Source organism: Marinomonas sp. 63XJN7_9_ISO-PGPR-S23-217, assembly GCF_056173515.1.
In genome coordinates this window covers 721,469-738,705 of the sequence record NZ_CM149678.1, presented here as the reverse complement: position 1 = coordinate 738,705, position 17,237 = coordinate 721,469, and the positions used below count along the sequence as shown (strand labels likewise).

22 protein-coding genes and 2 pseudogenes are annotated in these 17,237 nt (G+C 42.9%); 8 read left to right on the top strand and 16 right to left on the bottom strand.

Annotated elements, in window-relative coordinates; translation table 11 throughout:
- Nucleotides 1-181: 181 nt before the first annotated feature.
- Nucleotides 182-1,537, top strand: coding sequence for an IS5 family transposase (locus AC0VYI_RS03430; RefSeq protein WP_475445374.1), 1,356 nt, complete (start codon nt 182-184; stop codon nt 1,535-1,537).
- Between the two features lie 25 nt (nt 1,538-1,562).
- Here the strand turns inward: AC0VYI_RS03430 and AC0VYI_RS03425 are convergent, their stop codons facing one another.
- From AC0VYI_RS03425 to AC0VYI_RS03415, 3 genes and pseudogenes are all read right to left on the bottom strand, one after another.
- Nucleotides 1,563-1,733, bottom strand: a complete 171-nt coding sequence (locus AC0VYI_RS03425) for a 2Fe-2S iron-sulfur cluster-binding protein (RefSeq protein WP_475449777.1) — start codon at nt 1,731-1,733, stop codon at nt 1,563-1,565.
- A 57-nt stretch (nt 1,734-1,790) separates the two neighbouring features.
- Nucleotides 1,791-3,272: a phosphomannomutase gene (locus tag AC0VYI_RS03420; protein ID WP_475447342.1), complete on the bottom strand. Its 1,482-nt coding sequence runs from the start codon at nt 3,270-3,272 to the stop codon at nt 1,791-1,793.
- 30 nt (nt 3,273-3,302) lie between these two features.
- Nucleotides 3,303-4,589: pseudogene (locus tag AC0VYI_RS03415) on the bottom strand (mannose-1-phosphate guanylyltransferase/mannose-6-phosphate isomerase).
- Nucleotides 4,590-4,645: 56 nt separating this feature from the next.
- Here AC0VYI_RS03415 and AC0VYI_RS03410 point away from each other — a divergent pair.
- The gene (locus tag AC0VYI_RS03410; RefSeq protein ID WP_475443365.1) at nt 4,646-5,989 is read left to right on the top strand and encodes an IS1182 family transposase; all 1,344 of its coding nucleotides are present in this window, start codon (nt 4,646-4,648) and stop codon (nt 5,987-5,989) included.
- Between the two features lie 172 nt (nt 5,990-6,161).
- On the opposite strand, the pseudogene AC0VYI_RS03405 reads toward AC0VYI_RS03410, so the two are convergent.
- The 13 genes and pseudogenes from AC0VYI_RS03405 to AC0VYI_RS03345 form a co-directional block, all read right to left on the bottom strand.
- Nucleotides 6,162-6,308: pseudogene (locus AC0VYI_RS03405) on the bottom strand (sugar phosphate nucleotidyltransferase); the annotation flags it as partial.
- Nucleotides 6,309-6,335: 27 nt separating this feature from the next.
- A complete protein-coding gene (locus tag AC0VYI_RS03400; protein WP_475447340.1) occupies nt 6,336-6,674 on the bottom strand; it encodes a MarR family EPS-associated transcriptional regulator in 339 nt (112 codons plus the stop codon).
- Nucleotides 6,675-7,086: 412 nt separating this feature from the next.
- A complete protein-coding gene (tnpC, locus tag AC0VYI_RS03395; RefSeq protein ID WP_475449775.1) occupies nt 7,087-7,683 on the bottom strand; it encodes an IS66 family transposase in 597 nt (198 codons plus the stop codon).
- Entirely contained in the window at nt 7,626-8,030 is a 405-nt protein-coding gene (locus AC0VYI_RS03390; protein WP_475447338.1) for an IS66 family transposase, read from the bottom strand. The genes tnpC (AC0VYI_RS03395) and AC0VYI_RS03390 overlap by 58 nt, the downstream gene beginning before the upstream one ends.
- A gap of 50 nt (nt 8,031-8,080) precedes the next feature.
- Nucleotides 8,081-8,221: an IS66 family transposase zinc-finger binding domain-containing protein gene (locus AC0VYI_RS03385; protein WP_475447336.1), complete on the bottom strand. Its 141-nt coding sequence runs from the start codon at nt 8,219-8,221 to the stop codon at nt 8,081-8,083.
- A 377-nt stretch (nt 8,222-8,598) separates the two neighbouring features.
- Nucleotides 8,599-8,748, bottom strand: coding sequence for a hypothetical protein (locus AC0VYI_RS03380; protein ID WP_475449773.1), 150 nt, complete (start codon nt 8,746-8,748; stop codon nt 8,599-8,601).
- Nucleotides 8,749-8,773: 25 nt separating this feature from the next.
- The gene (tnpC, locus tag AC0VYI_RS03375; protein WP_475447335.1) at nt 8,774-10,117 is read right to left on the bottom strand and encodes an IS66 family transposase; all 1,344 of its coding nucleotides are present in this window, start codon (nt 10,115-10,117) and stop codon (nt 8,774-8,776) included.
- A gap of 26 nt (nt 10,118-10,143) precedes the next feature.
- On the bottom strand, nt 10,144-10,488 hold the full coding sequence (gene tnpB, locus AC0VYI_RS03370; RefSeq protein ID WP_475447333.1) for an IS66 family insertion sequence element accessory protein TnpB: 345 nt from the start codon (nt 10,486-10,488) through the stop codon (nt 10,144-10,146).
- Nucleotides 10,488-10,772: an IS66 family insertion sequence element accessory protein TnpA gene (gene tnpA, locus AC0VYI_RS03365; RefSeq protein WP_475443557.1), complete on the bottom strand. Its 285-nt coding sequence runs from the start codon at nt 10,770-10,772 to the stop codon at nt 10,488-10,490. The genes tnpB (AC0VYI_RS03370) and tnpA (AC0VYI_RS03365) overlap by 1 nt, the downstream gene beginning before the upstream one ends.
- Nucleotides 10,773-10,906: 134 nt before the next feature.
- Complete coding sequence (locus tag AC0VYI_RS03360) at nt 10,907-11,032, bottom strand: hypothetical protein (protein ID WP_475447332.1); 126 nt, start codon at nt 11,030-11,032, stop codon at nt 10,907-10,909.
- A 329-nt stretch (nt 11,033-11,361) separates the two neighbouring features.
- Complete coding sequence (locus AC0VYI_RS03355; RefSeq protein ID WP_475447330.1) at nt 11,362-13,341, bottom strand: polysaccharide biosynthesis protein; 1,980 nt, start codon at nt 13,339-13,341, stop codon at nt 11,362-11,364.
- Nucleotides 13,342-13,539: 198 nt separating this feature from the next.
- Nucleotides 13,540-14,091 (bottom strand): sugar transferase, encoded by a 552-nt coding sequence (locus AC0VYI_RS03350; protein ID WP_475447328.1) that lies wholly within the window; start codon nt 14,089-14,091, stop codon nt 13,540-13,542.
- Nucleotides 14,084-15,163, bottom strand: a complete 1,080-nt coding sequence (locus AC0VYI_RS03345) for a UDP-glucose 4-epimerase family protein (protein ID WP_475447327.1) — start codon at nt 15,161-15,163, stop codon at nt 14,084-14,086. Before AC0VYI_RS03345 ends, AC0VYI_RS03350 begins: the two co-directional genes overlap by 8 nt.
- 297 nt (nt 15,164-15,460) lie before the next feature.
- On the opposite strand from AC0VYI_RS03345, the gene tnpA (AC0VYI_RS03340) reads away from it, so the two are divergent.
- From tnpA (AC0VYI_RS03340) to AC0VYI_RS03315, 6 genes are all read left to right on the top strand, one after another.
- Nucleotides 15,461-15,745, top strand: coding sequence for an IS66 family insertion sequence element accessory protein TnpA (gene tnpA / locus AC0VYI_RS03340; protein WP_475443565.1), 285 nt, complete (start codon nt 15,461-15,463; stop codon nt 15,743-15,745).
- Nucleotides 15,745-16,089 (top strand): IS66 family insertion sequence element accessory protein TnpB, encoded by a 345-nt coding sequence (gene tnpB / locus AC0VYI_RS03335; protein ID WP_475447326.1) that lies wholly within the window; start codon nt 15,745-15,747, stop codon nt 16,087-16,089. The genes tnpA (AC0VYI_RS03340) and tnpB (AC0VYI_RS03335) overlap by 1 nt, the downstream gene beginning before the upstream one ends.
- A gap of 26 nt (nt 16,090-16,115) precedes the next feature.
- Complete coding sequence (locus tag AC0VYI_RS03330; RefSeq protein WP_475443561.1) at nt 16,116-16,277, top strand: hypothetical protein; 162 nt, start codon at nt 16,116-16,118, stop codon at nt 16,275-16,277.
- A 140-nt stretch (nt 16,278-16,417) separates the two neighbouring features.
- A complete protein-coding gene (gene tnpA / locus AC0VYI_RS03325; protein ID WP_475443565.1) occupies nt 16,418-16,702 on the top strand; it encodes an IS66 family insertion sequence element accessory protein TnpA in 285 nt (94 codons plus the stop codon).
- A complete protein-coding gene (gene tnpB / locus AC0VYI_RS03320) occupies nt 16,702-17,046 on the top strand; it encodes an IS66 family insertion sequence element accessory protein TnpB (protein ID WP_475444461.1) in 345 nt (114 codons plus the stop codon). Before tnpA (AC0VYI_RS03325) ends, tnpB (AC0VYI_RS03320) begins: the two co-directional genes overlap by 1 nt.
- A gap of 26 nt (nt 17,047-17,072) precedes the next feature.
- Nucleotides 17,073-17,234 carry a hypothetical protein gene (locus AC0VYI_RS03315; RefSeq protein WP_475443561.1) on the top strand — a complete coding sequence of 54 codons (162 nt, stop codon included), beginning with the start codon at nt 17,073-17,075 and terminating at the stop codon, nt 17,232-17,234.
- Nucleotides 17,235-17,237 lie beyond the last annotated feature (3 nt).

Genomic DNA, 17,237 nt, shown 5'->3' with positions numbered 1-17,237 from the left:
AACTCGGGATAATACTCTGCCTTTAACCTTATAGAGGCTGACGGTTTAAACTGACAAGTTAGTCGTCCCTGAATAATTCTCAACCTATTGAAATGCAATGCCTTTTGTATAATGCTAAGGACTAAAATCTCGCCAATAATGGCGCTTTAGTCTCAAAAAGTTGCAGAATCAGTGAGTTTTTATGAAGCCTCGTCAAACAAAGCAAGATCCGCAGAAGGATTTATTCCGACCTCAGCTAATCGATATTATTAACCCCAACCATGCACTCGTTCGGTTGGCTAAAGTGCTGGATTGGGATCGGTTGGATACCGAATTGGGGACGCATTTCTCGACGGTTGGCGCCGCAGCTCTGCCCACTCGCTTGATGGTAGGGCTACTGTATTTACAACATTTGTATAATTTGTCTGATGAAATGGTCTTAGAGCAATGGCTTGAATCGCCTTACTACCAATACTTTTGCGGCGAAACCTTTTTTCAACATGACTTCCCGTGCCATCCAACCAGTCTTGTTAAATGGCGCAAACGTTTAGGAGAAGAAGGCTGTGAATGGCTGCTTACTCAGACTATACAAGCAGGGTTAAAGCTAAAAGTGATCAAGTCTGCGAGTCTAAAGCGTGTGATTGTCGATACCACGGTACAAGAAAAAAACATCACCTTCCCAACGGATGCCAAGCTCTACAACAAGGCCCGACAGCAGCTCACTCAGGTAGCCAAAGAACAAGGCATCACGTTAAGACAAACCTACGACAAAGCCTGCCATGAGCTAATGCCAAAAATTGGACGCTATGGGCATGCCAAGCAATACAAGCGTATGAGAAAAGCCATTAAACAAGTCAAAGGCTTTTTAGGGCGAGTACTGAGGGACATTGATCGGCAAGTAAAACGACAAGGATTGACACTTACCCAAAAGCAAGAAGACCCCCTTAACCAAGCTTATCGATTACTCAAACAAACTCGCCAGAGCAAACATAAACTCTACAGCCTTCATGAACCCAACGTAGACTGCATCTCCAAAGGCAAAGCGCATAAACGCTATGAGTTTGGTGTGAAAGCCAGTATCGCGGTGACGGCTAAAGAATCCTTTATTGTGGGCGCAAGAAGCTATCCAGGCAATCCTTATGATGGCCATACCTTGAAAGATCAACTTCAACAAGTGGAAACCCTGACAGGAAGAAAACCGGAAACCTGTTTTGTTGACCGAGGATATAAAGGATCGGGCGTGGAAGACATTAAAGTCTTGGTTACAGGTCAAAAACGCGGTGTGCCCAAGAAAGAGAAACGCTGGATGGGAAGACGAAACAGTGTAGAACCCATCATCGGGCATCTCAAATCCGATGGAAAACTCAGACGATGCTTCTTAAAAGGCATACTAGGCGATGCGATGAACGTGATCTTAAGCGCCTGTGGCCAGAACCTACGTAAGCTACTGAAGTGGCTTTATTGCGCCCCATATTTTGGGCCATTTTTAAGGCGATTATGGCTGAAAATAATTTTCCCAACGGAAAGACCTAAAAATAGCATGGCGCTTCTTGCTTGAAACGCCATTATTCAGGGGCGACAAGTTAGAACCTTTTTTCAAAATTTGAAGAATCATCCAGAATAATTTGGGATTCACACACACCGCAAGTACCCATTTTACAACTGTGCTCAAGAGCAATCCCATATTCCAAAGCGGAATCTAGAAGTGTTTTCTCTGAACTACCTTCAAATGTTAATTCGCCGTTCGGAAGGATGCAAAGTTATAGAATATTTTTTTGGGGAAGCCATTAATTGTCAACACCCTAAATTTTTCATTGAATATATTTATAAAAAGACAATATTTTATTAACATAGTTACTTGCTAATACTTGAGAGCTAGCCTCAGCATATACTCTCAACTCTGGTGTATTACCTGACGGTCTTAAATGAACAATATCGTCATTGTTTAGTGTCATTCTTAGCCCATCAATTTCATCGATAGAAACCACTTCTGGCACGTCACCGTATTGCACGATAGCAGACAACAGTTCCATTTGCTTAACCTTGCTGACCTTAATATCAGCAATCAGCTGTAGGCTCACCTCAGTAGGAATATCTTTCAATCGGTCACTGGCGGTATAACGCTGAGGATAGCCATTGGTTAATTGACTAACAGGACAAACTTGCTCAAACGACATAGCCAATACAATTAAGGCCGGTAACAGGGAGTCACGCGTCGGCAAAGCATGCAAGATTTCGCCATTCACCACAAAATTCGCGCCCACCAAAACCCCACCGTTGGCTTCATAACCAACCAGTCGAGCTTGTGGTGTGTCTTTCAAAAGCGTCTCCATTCCAGCAATTACATAAGGGGAGCCAATTTTTGTGCGTAATGTTTTTCTTTTTGGATTTTTCAATTCACTTCTTAATTCAAGAACTGTATTCACATTCACGGGTGCAGCCACATGGGTTGCATCGAGATAATCAACACACAATACCCCAAGAATATCACCTCGTAGCCACTCGCCTTTTTCGTTTGCAATAAGGGGGCGGTCACCATCGCCATCGGTTGAAATAATGCCATCTAGGTTATGCATTTTGGCCCAATCGTACCCTTTTTGCTTATCCTCTTCTGATACCGCTTCCGTATCAATCGGCACAAAGGTGTCAGTGCGTGCTAGCGAAATAACGTCAGCACCAAAATGTGCTAACAACTCTTTGATAACATCTCGTGCGACACTAGAATGCTCATATACACCAATGCGTTTGCCCGTAAGCATGCTAGCAGGAAATAAATCGATATAACGTCGCTTAAACATGGCAATTGCTTGCTCATTGACCTGAGGAAGTTCACTCTGTGCAATTTGTGCCAACAAGGTTTCAGATATAGAAACCTGACCCGCCATAATACTAGCTTCATCCGCTTTGCTGATTTCACCATCTGGCCGGTAGAATTTAATGCCATTACGATCAAAGGGGATATGACTACCAGTAATCATTACCGAAGGTATATTGTTTTGCATAGCGTAAAAGGCTAGCGCAGGTGTCGGTAAAGGCCCGCAATAAATGGCTTTTGCACCACTAGCCTCAATCGCAGCTAAACAGGCTTTGGCTATCTCTGGGCTACTCGGACGTAAATCAATACCAACAGCGACTTGTGTTGCTGTTGGACAGACTTCTTGTAGAAAGGATCTAACAAATGCAAAGCAAAGCTCTGGCGTTAAATCTTTTACTAAGCCACGCACACCGCTGGTACCAAAGGCAACGCCTAATTCATCGCTAAGTTGTTTTACCTGTATAGTATTAGTACTCATTCTATCAATCCTAACTTAACAACTATTTTCTTAACGACCATAACGATCACTAAAACGAACAATATCGTCTTCACCCAAATAACTACCTGATTGAACTTCTACGAGTTCAAGTGGAATTTTTCCAGGGTTTTCTAGAGCATGAACGACACCAACGGGAATGTAAGTAGACTCATTTTCCGTCAGTAAAATTTCTTTATCACCGTTTTGTACTTTGGCTGTTCCAGAGACCACCACCCAGTGCTCAGCACGATGATGGTGCATTTGTACGCTGAGTTTTTCACCTGGTTCCACCATGATACGCTTTACTTGGTGACGATTGCCCAGATCCACAGTTTGGTAGGTTCCCCATGGACGATGCACCGTGGTATGAAACATATGTTCTTCACGTCCTTCTTTTTGAATGCGTTTAACAATTTTCTTCACATCTTGCGCATTATTTTTATCCATTACCAACACGGCATCGGCTGTTTCTACAATAACAAGGTCTTTCACCCCTACAACCGCAACAAGACGAGATTCCGAACGAACAAGGCAGTTAGAAGAGCCTTCAGACATAACATCCCCAAGCAATACATTCTGATCTGCATCTTTTTCTGCATAATCATAAAGAGCATCCCATGCACCTATATCACTCCAATCACCCGCATAAGGCACCACTTTGGCTTTGCGTGTAGGCTCCATTACCGCATAATCAATGGATTCTTCGGGACAAGCTGCAAAAGCATCAGTGTCAACACGCACAAAATCTCTATCTTCACAGCGTTTTTCATAGGCATGGCTTACCGCTTGAAAAATATCAGCTCGGTGGGTTGCTAATTCATCTAGGTAGGATTTGGCTTTAAATAAGAACATGCCGCTGTTCCATAGATAATCTCCTGAATCCAAATAGGCCTGCGCCGTTGCAAGATCAGGCTTCTCCACAAACTTGGTAACAGAAAAATTTGTCCCAGAGCGAATATAACCATAGCCTGTCTCTGGGCGCGTTGGCTACACGCCAAAGGTCACCAGCGCATCCCCTTGTGCCAATTCTGCCGCTTGCTGGATGGTTTTCTCAAATGCTTGGGTATCACGAATCACATGGTCAGCGGGCAAGACTAGCAACAATGCATCATCTAGCGCTTTATGCTTGGCTTCTAAGGCAGCAAGAGCAATCGCTGGCGCGGTATTGCGGTCTTGGGGCTCTAAAACAATACTGGCTTTTGTCACACCAATTTCTTGTAATTGCTGGGCAATTAAAAAACGATGATCTTCATTACATACAATAATTGGCGTGCTCACGTCTAAAGAAGACACTCTATTAACTGTCTGCTGTAGCAGACTCAGACTGCTGATAAAGTCCTCGCCATTCGGCGGGGATTTTTTATAATAACGGCATGCTTAAAGAACGCCCTCAAACCCAGTCTACTTTAGAGTTTGTTTCCATCGACGAGCTCGTCCCCAGTGATCACTTGCTTCGCAAGATTGATCGAATTATTGATTTTTCCTTTCTACATGATCTTGTGAAGGATTTTTATTGCGCGGATAACGGTCGTCCCGCTCTCGATCCTACTCTCATGTTTAAGTTGCTATTTATTGGCTACCTTTTTGGTATTCGTAGTGAACGTCAGTTGATTAGAGAGGTTCAAGTTAATGTCGCTTATCGTTGGTTCTTAGGTTTAGGCCTGACTGACAAAATTCCCGATGCTTCCACTTTGAGTGCAAACCGCACACGTCGTTTTAAGGAATCCGATATCTATCAAAAGATCTTTGATGAGATCGTACTCCAGGCTATAAAACACAAGTTAGTTGGCGGAAACACCTTTTATACGGACTCCACACACCTTAAAGCCAATGCGAACAAAAAGCATTTTGAAAAAGTAGTGGTTGAACAGTCCCGACAGGCGTATATGGATGAGCTCGATAAGGCCGTTGAGGAGGATCGACTCGTTCATGGAAAAAAGCCTTTACCACCTGAAAAAAACAAGGTGGAGAGTCGTGAAATCAAGCAGAGTACGACGGATCCAGAGAGTGGCTATATGGTACGAGATACTAAGCCCAAAGGGTTCTTCTACTTAGATCACCGAACGGTTGATGCACGTTGCAACATTATTACTGACGTACACGTCACCGCAGGCAATGTCCACGATGCTGTCCCTTATTTAGAGCGATTGGACCGAATCAAAGAACGCTTTAAGCTTTTCATCACATCGGTCGGAGTCGATGCGGGGTACTTTACCTCGGCAGTTTGTCATGGGTTAGAAGAACGACATATCTATGCCGTGATGGGCTATCGTCGTCCTAATCACAAGAAAGGCTTCTTCTATAAACGCGAATACAAGTACGACAGGGAACAAGATGTCTACTTCTGTCCGCAAGGTGAAAAACTCATTTACAAAACCACTTCTCGAGAAGGTTACCGTCACTACGACTCAGATAGCCTGATCTGCGCGAACTGCCCAGAAAAGCACCGCTGCACCACAAACAAAAAATCGGTCAAAACCATTACGCGTCATGTTTGGGAAGATAGCAAAGAACGCATCAATGCCCATCGGCTAACCCCATTAGGCAAAGTCATTTATGCCAGACGAAAGGAAACCGTGGAACGAAGTTTTGCCGACGCAAAAGAGCTGCATGGCTATCGATATGCACGATTTCGAGGAACAGATAAAGTAGCTTCTCAATGTCTATTAACGGCAGCCGCCCAAAATATGAAAAAGATAGCCTTAATGCTTAGCTAGAGGCTTTTATTTGTTCAAAAAAATGACGAAATCGATAGTCAGAGCCTTAATAAAAGGCCTCAAAGAGCTCTAAGTAACTAATGAGATATCTTGAGTCACTTAGGAAGGAATGTGAGCAAAAGACTCAGAAAAATAAAACCCCAGCAAAAAACTGGGGTTTATCAGTAACCTGTGTCTGCTGTAGCAGACTGTATTGAATATCCGTCAGAGGTAGACACTGTTTAGGAAAGTGTTCGCGAGACAATGGCCAGAGACGGCTACCCACGCCACCAGATAAAATAACAGGAATAATTTTCAAAATAGATCCTTTATTAAACATTTCAAAGCAAACTCAATACAATAAAAATTAACTGTCGCTTTTTGATTTTGACAGAACCTCTTCTCTGAGCTGTTCTATTTCAGTTTTTAATTCTTCATATTCTATAAGCTTGCGACTCAAAAATCGGCGCGTAAGCATTGCTTTCTCTTCAATACCTTGTGGCGTAATAAAATATAAATACCCAATTTTATTGGTATTTCTCTTAAAATTATCCACTTTGACTAAACCTTTTTCGATTAAGGCTTTAAGACAAAAATTCGCTTTCCCTAAGCTAACACCTAACCGCTTAGCCAGTTCACGCTGGCTCACATTAGGGTCCTGTTGTAGTTCTTTTAAAATTTTATAATGATATTCATCTGTTAACATACAAAAACCATACTATTTAACGAATGCCTCTTACCTCTTAGTAGTGGAAAAACTGAAGAGGGATAATGAAAATAACCTAAAAAAACATGTAAGAAAAAGGTCATTTTCCGACCACTATGTAGAACAGATAACATGAGTATCAAGATCCAATACATTAGGCTAATTTTGTTCATGCTAGTGAACTTCATATGTACAGTACATCCTGTTCAGATAGTGAACTGAGTATAAAACAGAAGAAAGAAGTATACAAAGACTATGGTTAAGAATGATTAATAAAAAGGATAAACTCTATGTCATGAAAGTAAGCTCCTAACAAACCACATCCTTACTGTGCCAAAGAAGCAGGGCTTCGATATCTGCCCATGCACTCTGCATTAGGGAGATGTTCGAAGATCTTCTTCAGCCCGTTATACTACTCATTGAGACTATTGGCTTTGGCTGTATCGATGAGGCTGTAAAGCACAGCGTTGGATGTGGTACCATTTCCCGTATTAGAGAACAACCAGTTTTTACGTCCAATTATGATGGGTTTGATGGCACGTTCCGCTCGGTTGTTATCGATGTTGATACGATAATCACTCAGGTAAACGGTGAATTTGTCCCATTGATTGAGATTGTATTGGATTATTTTGCCCAATAAGGATTTAGGGAGCACTTGTTGAGTCGATTTCTCCAACCAAGCTTTGTAGTTCGCTAATACGTCGGGCGCTTGGTCTTGGTGGATTTTGAACGCGGCTTCGGCACTCTTTGCTTGCTTGGCAAGCGTTTCGACGACGCACAACTTTTTGATGTGATTTACCACCATAGTGGCTTTGCCCGACTTGCCTTTGGACATGCCTTTTTCAGCTTCAATAAATTTTCGGCGTACATGGGCCCAACAGTCGGCCAGTGTTGCTTGGGTTGATTCGTACGCTTGGTAGTCGTCCACGTTAAGATAGCCATTGAAGCCATCTAAAAAGTCAACGGCGCATTGCCCACTTCGTGTCGGTTGGTAATCGTATAAGACGATTTCGGGATCGGGTTGTGTTTGTCAGGGGTCTCTTTGCCTGTGCAATACACCCACATGTAGCATTTTGAGCGGGCTTCTTTAATCACATTAAGCGTGGTTTCATCAGCTTGGATGACGGGCTGCTGTCGTAATACTTGATGCAGTCTCTCATAAAGAGGCTTTAAGGCATCGGCACATTTTTTCATCCAATCTGACATCGTACGTCGGCTCAACTCGATACCGTATTGTTTGAATACGGTATCTTGTAGATAGAGCGGTAAACTGTATTGGAATTTACCCGTGATAATCTGACTCAGCAGACTCGGGGTGGCGATGCCTTTGGGGGTAATGCTCGGTTGTACCGCCACTTGCTTAATCTCATTCTGCGTGCCTGTTTTTTTTCACGCTCACGGCATACCTATTTAGGACAAACGGTTTCGATTACCTTAAGCTGCGCCGGGATAAAGTCGAGCTTTTCAGAACGGTCGTCTCCGATGCAATGAAGTGCGCCTTGGCAGCATGAACAGACTTTATCTGACTCGGAGATATCCAATACCACCGTTTCGCGTGGTAAGTCCTTTGGCAGGGGCTGACAGCTTAAGTTTATGTTTCAGGCTCTGCGTCGCTGACACCCCACTCTGTCATCATCTCATCAAACAACTCACCTTATCCAGGGGAGACTTCCGAGCTCTTGCCATACTGCTTTTGCTGCGCCAAGCGCCATTGCTCTAAAATGAAGGCGTATTTCGATTGCCACTGAGCAAGCTGCGCTTCTTTTAGTCCAGAAGATTGTCTTTTTCATTGAGAAGATGATCTTTTTTCCCTCAATAGCAGCGCTTGCTCAAACAATAATGCTTTAAGCGTTTCAACGTCATTGGGCAAGTTTTTTGGAAGTCGTTTCATGAGTTGGATTATACCAACTTAATAGACTATTCGTCATGATGTCGATACTGGCGTTAAATACGGATGTGCGTCTTGAGAATGAAGAGGTAGATCGCCCAACAACCAATTTAGTTGTCGATGAGATATGCGTAATGATAAATCGTCATCCTCAATGCCCGGCCATTGGAAGCGGCCTTTTTCCAAGCGTTTGTAGTGCAACCAAAAGCAGTTATGTGACCACTGCAATATTTTGATTTTGTCCCATACGCTTACGCTTTAAGGTGTAGTTCAACGCTTTCATCCAGCTATCGTCTGGTAATAGGTCAGCCCGTTGGCTTTGTTCTTCGCAGAAGGCAAAAAATTGATCCACTAAGGGCTTACTGTGTTGCACTCGGTAATCTTGCTTTTTCTCATCTGACCAACCTTTCTGTTTGATATGGCTTTCGTGCTGGTACAAGGCGGCAATCAGGTTCAGCGCGTGGGTGACGGCCTCGGTTTCTTCCATTTCGGCTTTCAGTAGCTGACGACGCATGTGCACCCAACACTGAGCATAAGTGACCTCCGGTGAGGTGGCTTCGTAACGACTGTAAGCGGCATAACCATCGGTCAGTAAGGTACCCTGCCAAACATGATCCAGTAAGTCTTGGATGTGTTTCATGTCACGACTTTGGGAGAAGGTAAACACCACTTCGTCCTGTTCGCCATAGATGGTCCAAAAATACGCTTGCTTCATTTTGCCGGGTTGGTTGCCTACCCCAGGCTGGCGGGTGGCCTTTATCGGCGTCTCATCCATGGCCAGTACCTTGCTGTCCAGCACACTAATCAGTTGCTCTACCACAATGGGTCGTAACAGTTCTATCCCGCGCTTGGTGAGGTTTGTAAGCGTTGCACGACTGAGGGTGATGCCGGAAGCGCTAAGCTGTTGGTGTTGACGATAAAGTGGTAAGTGATACAAGAACTTATTAACCAGTAAGCCAACGATAAAACTCACATCCGCGAGGGAACTGTCAAAAATCAGATCCGGCTGTGGCGCGGTAATGAGCTGTTTACTGGTTTTGTGCTTCACCACCTGACGTTTGGTGATGACGACTTCATAGGCACTGGTTTTTTGTACGATGCGGCTGACGTCTTTGAAGCCGACTTCTTCGTATTCGTGCGCATTAGGGCCTTGTAATTCGTCCGCTAAGATAACCTTTTCACGAACCGGTATAGACTCATCAAAACGCAATCCAGTGATGTTAATTTCATTGCCTTTACGAAACTTGGGCGCTTTGCCACGAACATTGGCAGACTCAGGTTTGTCCTTCTCAACGATAGGCTCTTCTTCTACGAGGGTTGGTTCTGACATCGGACCCACGATATCAGCGAGGGCTTGTTGATCTGGTGTGAGTAAGGTACGACGTTCGCTTTTCGGCCCAAACAACTCACGCTTTAGCATGTGCACTTCCGCTTCGTATTGGCGGATTCTTGAGGACATGGCCTCGACTTCAGTTCGCAGTTTTTCGACCTCATTCGTGTGAAGCAAGTCGATGTTTTTGAAGGGTAAAATAGGTCGGTAAGTTGCGTCATTCATGGGGTTGGGTTATACCATCCAACTTGTCATGATGCTCGCTTGTAGCGTTTAAATTGACGATATTTTTCGACTTTTATGCCTGCCAATAAATGCTGTAACTTGATTATACTGAGGGCTTGTTTATCGTGCGCCGACTCACTGTAATGAAACAGACCTTGGGATAAACGTTTGCACCAAATGCAGTAACCAGAGGCGTCAAAATAGAGAATTTTCATCTGGGTTTTGCGCCGGTTAATGAAGACAAAATACCCGATGAGTGGGTTTTCTTTGAGATGTTGTTTGATCAGCCCTAATAAGCCACGATAGGATTTACGCATATCAGTGGGTTGGGTATGCAACCAAATTTTAGCATTGGGATCGGGCAGGAACATCAGTCACGACTCAATCGGAGCTCAACACCATCACCTAAACACAAGGTAATGTTCCAACGTCCAGTACCTGAGAGAGTAGGCACCTGACTGAGATCGATAAAGTCTGAGTGACTAGAATCTGGCGAAGCTTTAGTTCCCGAAAAATGCTGACGCCATTTACTAAAACTGGCGTAACTCACCTGATGCTGTTCGCAGTATTGAGGGGCGGACAAGCCAGACTCGGCTTGATCGTCAATGATTTGTTGCCATTCAGAAGAAGAACGACGGGTATAGGGTTTGGTCATGGGTTGGACTCCGTTATCGGTGATGAGATGAAAACGGAGTCCAGTTTAGAGTGCGAAAAGATGGGATGAAATAACGGCGTAGAATGAACGCTTACGATTTACGATTGATCTGCCCCTTTAGACCTCTAATCTAATTATGATTTTAGGTTGAGCAAGACGATATTTTTCATCTCTGGGAGTATGGCTCCGGGCGAGTCCGCACCTTTTACCTGCTCAAGCCAAAAGTCAGAACGGGATTGAGAATCGGAAGGTTGATTCATAAAAAACTCCTACTAGTAAATAAATAAAACGAACAGGTGTTAGGTTCTGAGATTATTCACTGATCGGCAAGAATGCGAATTTAAGGGCGCTTACAAGAAAGCCGGAAGACCCAGAGCATTACGTTCACAAAATACACACTGAGATAGCGACCTAGATTCGTATTGTTCGAAAAGGGTTTGCCATTCTTGGTCGGTACGATGTTTGGCCATTTCAGATCTCCTTGAGATTGGATATTTGATCTTAGGACGTACCGAGACTGATTAGAATATGGGGGTTATGACGCTCTTACCGCTTACGTATCAGCCCTGAATGTTGAATATAAAATGAACTAAGACAATCTTGACTTGACAAAGTCAAAAGAGACAACATTAGCAACTTTTTTGTCTATGAAATGTTTAGTATTCCATACCAAATCACTAATAGTATCCGTAGGATGAAAATCTATTGGAGCATCAAGTAGTATTTGACGTACTTTTTCGTGATCAAAAACACAACAGGCCTCATGTAAGGTCTCTATAGTACAGTCATAATCTGCCAAGGACAAAAATCGTTCATTAGCTGTCATAATACGTTTATGTTGAGTTCGCTGAACATTATCCCCTATTAACAACTCTTCAAAAAGCTTTTCTCCAGGACGCAAACCAGTAAACTGTATTTCAATATCACCATTTGGATTCTCCTCTGATTTAACCTCCAACCCAGACAAACGGATCAAGTTTTTTGCAAGATCAACGATCTTAACTGGCTCCCCCATATTTAATACGAAAACATCTCCACCCTTACCCATTGCTCCCGCTTGAATAACAAGTTGAGCAGCTTCTGGTATAGTCATAAAGTAACGAATAATGTCGGGGTGAGTGACAGTAATAGGCTGACTTTCAGCAATTTGTTTTTTAAAAACAGGAATAACCGAACCTGATGAACCAAGTACGTTGCCAAAACGCACCATACAGAAACGTGTGTATTTTTCTTGCTCAGCTGCTTTTTTTGTTTCAACCTCAGCTAAAGCCTGCAAACTAAGCTCTGCCATACGTTTCGTTGCCCCCATAACATTAGTTGGACGCACAGCCTTATCAGTAGAAATTAATACAAAGGATTCCACACCACTTTCAACTGCTGACTTAGCTGAACAATAAGTGCCAAAAACGTTATTAACAACCCCCTCAATTGCGTTATATTCTACCAAATGCACATGTTTATAAGCTGCTGCATGATAGACTGTGTTCACTGCATATGCAGTCATAATGGAAGTTAATCTATCACGGTTTTGTACAGAACCAATTAAAGGCACTATTGATACGTTGAATGACAAATCTCTAAGTAATTCATTGAGTTCTTTGTCAATGGTATATACAGCAAACTCAGACACATCAAATAGTACTAAAGTAGCTGGCTGCTGAGCTAATATTTGCCGACACAGTTCAGAACCAATCGAACCACCAGCTCCAGTGACCATAACTACTTTCCCAGTAATATTTGCACGCATAAGAACGTCATCAGGAACCACAATATCACGACCTAGCAAGTCATCTACTGCTACATCTTGCAGTTCACTGACCTTCGCCTTACCAGTTACAATGTCATTGAAATCTGGTACAGTTAGAACCTCAACAGGATAGTGCAAAAGCTGATCAATCACTTTTTTACGCTCAGATCGGGTTGCTCGGGGAATTGCTAATAGTACTTTTTTAATACCATATTTTTTTATTAGTAAACCCATTTTATCCAAAGGGTAAACAGACACACCTTGGATAACAGTATTGACTAAAGAATCATCGCTATCGATAAAGCCTTTAACTTGATAGCTGCTTGCCTGACGTAAGGCAAGACTAAGTTGACGCCCAGTCGGCCCAGCCCCCAATACCAATACAGATTCCGATGTTTTTTTCGATGTTTGCACTAACATGACTCGAACTAGTAATCGAGCCCCACCACAAAACATAACTAAGAAAGGAAAATAAATAATAGGTACAGTACGAGGAACAAAAGCGTGAAAAAAATACGCAAAAATAGCAACACTTAATGCAGAGATTGCCGAGCCGAACACAATCACACTAAAGGCGTGAAAGGTCAGATAACGCAGAATGGCACGATACAAACCAATCCTTATATTGACGAACAAAGTAATAGCTATGGTACCGATTAGAACATACCAAACTGAATTATTTTGAAACGCACTAAACTCGCCTAAACGTGCCCAGTAGGCAAAAGTAAATGCAAGACAAATAAAAATCGAATCGACGACCAAACTGATCAATCGTTTATAAAAACGAGGCAGGGACCAAAGAAAATTAAACTTTTTTACCATGAAGAGAAACCTATTTTTACCAAAAGATGCCTGCAGCTCAACCTTTTCAAATCAGCATCACTAGCTAATTCTCGGTTTTAGATCTGCTTTCGCCCCCCATAGTGCTGATGTACAACTCTATAAAATAACAGCATAAATTAATGTAAATATTATACATCATATTTAGAATAATATGGATATAGCTTTAAATAAGCCCAATTAGCTATTGATTCTATCACCAATGCCGCTACCAGCGAAGGTTTTAATAATATAAATGAAGTAGTTTTTTAATGACATATTACGAATCATTTTAGCATCAGCTTCCGCCAACAACTCAGGAGTCGACATGTCAATGTCTGATATTTGCGCCAGCCCTGTGATACCTGGGCGCACTACGTATACACCTTGCGTCTCACGCGCTTGAGTCAATTCAACCTGATTAAATAAGCCTGGTCGGGGGCCAACTAAGCTCATTTCACCTTTCAGCACATTCCAAAGCTGCGGAAGCTCATCTAATTTTGTACGACGTAATAAACCACCCAGTTTGGTAATGGAAGAAGCTGAAGCAAGATGACTCGCTACCGATGCCGTATCAACAGACATAGTACGGAACTTCATCAAAACAAAGGGCTTTTTATATCTACCAACACGTTCTTGGCGGAAAATAGGAGAACCGGTATCGAACAGCCCCATCAGATAAATCACCACTAACACTGGAGAGCCACATACTAGTCCTAACAAAGAAAATACAAAATCTAGTAACCTAATCATCTCGTGTATCCATTTTTTCATCTTTCATTTTAACCACTTGTGCAAAGCCATACTTAACCGAATAAGGGGGGGCCCAGCCTAAAGTGTTTTTCGTATGCTCAATGTCTAATTGTAAAGACCCTACCAATTTATCAACCATAGTTTCTTTGCCAAACAATTTGCCCGCTATTTTGAAGCACCATACAGGGATAGGTAGAGCTACATTATTTTTACCTTGAACTTTAGACATTAATGCGACCATGCGAGACGTAGACATATCATCATCATCCGAGACTAAAAATATCTGATTCGCTGCTTTAGGATGATTTACACAAACTGTAATGAGATCCACTAAATTATACACAGAAACCAAACTTCGTTTATTCTTATCTATTGCTCGAAATGGCAATGGAAAACCTTTGCCAACTAATTTCATCAAAGATGCAAAGTTCGCTTTTACCCCTTCACCATAAACCATAGGAGGGCGAATAATAACTATCTCCATACCGGATTCTCTACCTAAATTTAAAAGTAGCTCTTCTGCTTCAGATTTGGATACCCCATAAGGATCTTCGGGTATACGGTCATCAAATGCTGTAAATGGCCCTCGATCAGAAGTTGACTCTCCATTAACCTTAATGGAGCTAATAAAAATAAAGCGTTTAACTCCCGCACCTACCGCCTGACGAGCTAAGCTCATAGTTCCTTCTGTATTCACTTCTCGGTATAGCGAAAGAATATCACCCTCTGTCTCGTGGATTTGATCAACCCTTGCGGCACAATGCACTATACAATCAATTTTTTCTAAAGCAAGGCTCCAATCCGCACAGGAATCTAGCTCCAATACTATGTGTTGTTTAATATCACATTTTCTATGATAAGAACGAGAGTGTCCTATACACTCCCACCCTTTAACTTTAAATTGCTCCATAACCTTGGAGCCAATAAAACCCGAACATCCAGTAACTAATAGTTTCAAAATATAGCCCATAAATTCAGATAATAAATTCGACACAGCAAAATAAGTAGAGAAAAATCCAACTGCTGAAGTTGGCAGGCTTCTTCTTGTCACAGACACAAGCAGCACAAACATGAGTTGTCAGTAGTTGATCGAAGGGAGAAGATACCAGATTTCTGCTCTTTTAGTTAGTAGAGCAAATCTCCCCAGAGCGAACGCATAAACAGGTCACGGTAGGAACACCAGTCGCCCGATGCCCCCCGCACAGATCCGTACGTGCGCTACTAACGCATACGGCTCCTGCTTCGAGTATTTAGCGCGAAAACGCATTTCCGGAGTAAGCGTTCATTCTACGCCGTTATTTCATCCCATCTTTTCGCACTCTAAACTGGACTCCGTTTTCATCTCATCACCGATAACGGAGTCCAACCCATGACCAAGCCTTATATCCGCCGCTCTTCCTCTGAATGGCAACAAATCATTAATGATCAAACCAAGTCTGGCTTATCCGCCCCTCAATACTGCGAACAGCATCAGGTGAGTTACGCCAGTTTTAGTAAATGGCGTCAGCATTTTTCGGGAACTAAAGCATCGCCAGATTCTAGTCACTCAGACTTTATCGATCTCAGTCAGGTGCCCACTCTCTCAGGTACTGGACGTTGGAACATTACCTTGTGTTTAGGCGATGGTGTTGAGCTTCGATTGAGTCGTGACTGATGTTCCTGCCCGATCCCAATGCTAAAATTTGGTTGCATACCCAACCCACTGATATGCGTAAATCCTATCGTGGCTTATTAGGGCTGATCAAACAACATCTCAAAGAAAACCCACTCATCGGGTATTTTGTCTTCATTAACCGGCGCAAAACCCAGATGAAAATTCTCTATTTTGACACCTCTGGTTACTGCATTTGGTGCAAACGTTTATCCCAAGGTCTGTTTCATTACAGTGAGTCGGCGCACGATAAATACGCCCTCAGTACACTGGAATTACAGCATCTGTTGGCGGGTATAAAAGTCGAAAAATATCGTCAATTTAAACGCTACAAGCGAGCATCATGACAAGTTGGATGGTATAATCCAACCCTATGAATGATGCCTCTTATCGACCTATTTTACCGTTTAAAAACATCGACTTGCTTCACACGAATGAGGTCGATAAGTTACGTGCCGAAGTCGAGGCCATGTCTGTCACTATCCGCCAATATGAAGCGGAAGTTCGCCTGTTAAAGCGTAAGCGTTCATTCTAGGGCTATCATTGATAGCCACTGACTCAGAGTAAGGGCGATTTCAACGTAAGCGTTCATTCTACGCCGTTATTTCATCCCATCTTTTCGCACTCTAAACTGGACTCCGTTTTCATCTCATCACCGATAACGGAGTCCAACCCATGACCAAGCCTTATATCCGCCGCTCTTCCTCTGAATGGCAACAAATCATTAATGATCAAACCAAGTCTGGCTTATCCGCCCCTCAATACTGCGAACAGCATCAGGTGAGTTACGCCAGTTTTAGTAAATGGCGTCAGCATTTTTCGGGAACTAAAGCATCGCCAGATTCTAGTCACTCAGACTTTATCGATCTCAGTCAGGTGCCCACTCTCTCAGGTACTGGACGTTGGAACATTACCTTGTGTTTAGGCGATGGTGTTGAGCTTCGATTGAGTCGTGACTGATGTTCCTGCCCGATCCCAATGCTAAAATTTGGTTGCATACCCAACCCACTGATATGCGTAAATCCTATCGTGGCTTATTAGGGCTGATCAAACAACATCTCAAAGAAAACCCACTCATCGGGTATTTTGTCTTCATTAACCGGCGCAAAACCCAGATGAAAATTCTCTATTTTGACACCTCTGGTTACTGCATTTGGTGCAAACGCTTGGCTCAAGGTCAGTTCCATTACCAAGAATCAGCGAACGATAAATACGCCCTCAGTACACTGGAATTACAGCATCTGTTGGCGGGTATAAAAGTCGAAAAATATCGTCAATTTAAACGCTACAAGCGAGCATCATGACAAGTTGGATGGTATAATCCAACCCTATGAATGATGCCTCTTATCGACCTATTTTACCGTTTAAAAACATCGACTTGCTTCACACGAATGAGGTCGATAAGTTACGTGCCGAAGTCGAGGCCATGTCTGTCACTATCCGCCAATATGAAGCGGAAGTTCGCCTGTTAAAGCGTAAGCGTTCATTCTAGGGC

Excerpts from the sequence above, each read along its gene's own strand:
- tnpA (WP_475443565.1), top strand. The coding sequence starts at position 16,418 with ATGACCAAGCCTTATATCCGCCGCTCTTCCTCTGAATGGCAACAAATC.
- AC0VYI_RS03355 (WP_475447330.1), bottom strand. The coding sequence starts at position 13,341 with ATGGTAAAAAAGTTTAATTTTCTTTGGTCCCTGCCTCGTTTTTATAAA.
- tnpA (WP_475443557.1), bottom strand. The coding sequence starts at position 10,772 with ATGACCAAACCCTATACCCGTCGTTCTTCTTCTGAATGGCAACAAATC.
- tnpB (WP_475444461.1), top strand. The coding sequence starts at position 16,702 with ATGTTCCTGCCCGATCCCAATGCTAAAATTTGGTTGCATACCCAACCC.
- AC0VYI_RS03430 (WP_475445374.1), top strand. The coding sequence starts at position 182 with ATGAAGCCTCGTCAAACAAAGCAAGATCCGCAGAAGGATTTATTCCGA.
- AC0VYI_RS03360 (WP_475447332.1), bottom strand. The coding sequence starts at position 11,032 with ATGAATCAACCTTCCGATTCTCAATCCCGTTCTGACTTTTGGCTTGAG.
- AC0VYI_RS03400 (WP_475447340.1), bottom strand. The coding sequence starts at position 6,674 with ATGTTAACAGATGAATATCATTATAAAATTTTAAAAGAACTACAACAG.
- AC0VYI_RS03420 (WP_475447342.1), bottom strand. The coding sequence starts at position 3,272 with ATGAGTACTAATACTATACAGGTAAAACAACTTAGCGATGAATTAGGC.
- tnpB (WP_475447333.1), bottom strand. The coding sequence starts at position 10,488 with ATGTTCCTGCCCGATCCCAATGCTAAAATTTGGTTGCATACCCAACCC.
- AC0VYI_RS03345 (WP_475447327.1), bottom strand. The coding sequence starts at position 15,163 with ATGTTTGTGCTGCTTGTGTCTGTGACAAGAAGAAGCCTGCCAACTTCA.
- tnpB (WP_475447326.1), top strand. The coding sequence starts at position 15,745 with ATGTTCCTGCCCGATCCCAATGCTAAAATTTGGTTGCATACCCAACCC.
- tnpA (WP_475443565.1), top strand. The coding sequence starts at position 15,461 with ATGACCAAGCCTTATATCCGCCGCTCTTCCTCTGAATGGCAACAAATC.
- AC0VYI_RS03315 (WP_475443561.1), top strand. The coding sequence starts at position 17,073 with ATGAATGATGCCTCTTATCGACCTATTTTACCGTTTAAAAACATCGAC.
- AC0VYI_RS03330 (WP_475443561.1), top strand. The coding sequence starts at position 16,116 with ATGAATGATGCCTCTTATCGACCTATTTTACCGTTTAAAAACATCGAC.
- tnpC (WP_475447335.1), bottom strand. The coding sequence starts at position 10,117 with ATGAATGACGCAACTTACCGACCTATTTTACCCTTCAAAAACATCGAC.
- AC0VYI_RS03410 (WP_475443365.1), top strand. The coding sequence starts at position 4,646 with ATGCTTAAAGAACGCCCTCAAACCCAGTCTACTTTAGAGTTTGTTTCC.
- AC0VYI_RS03350 (WP_475447328.1), bottom strand. The coding sequence starts at position 14,091 with ATGATTAGGTTACTAGATTTTGTATTTTCTTTGTTAGGACTAGTATGT.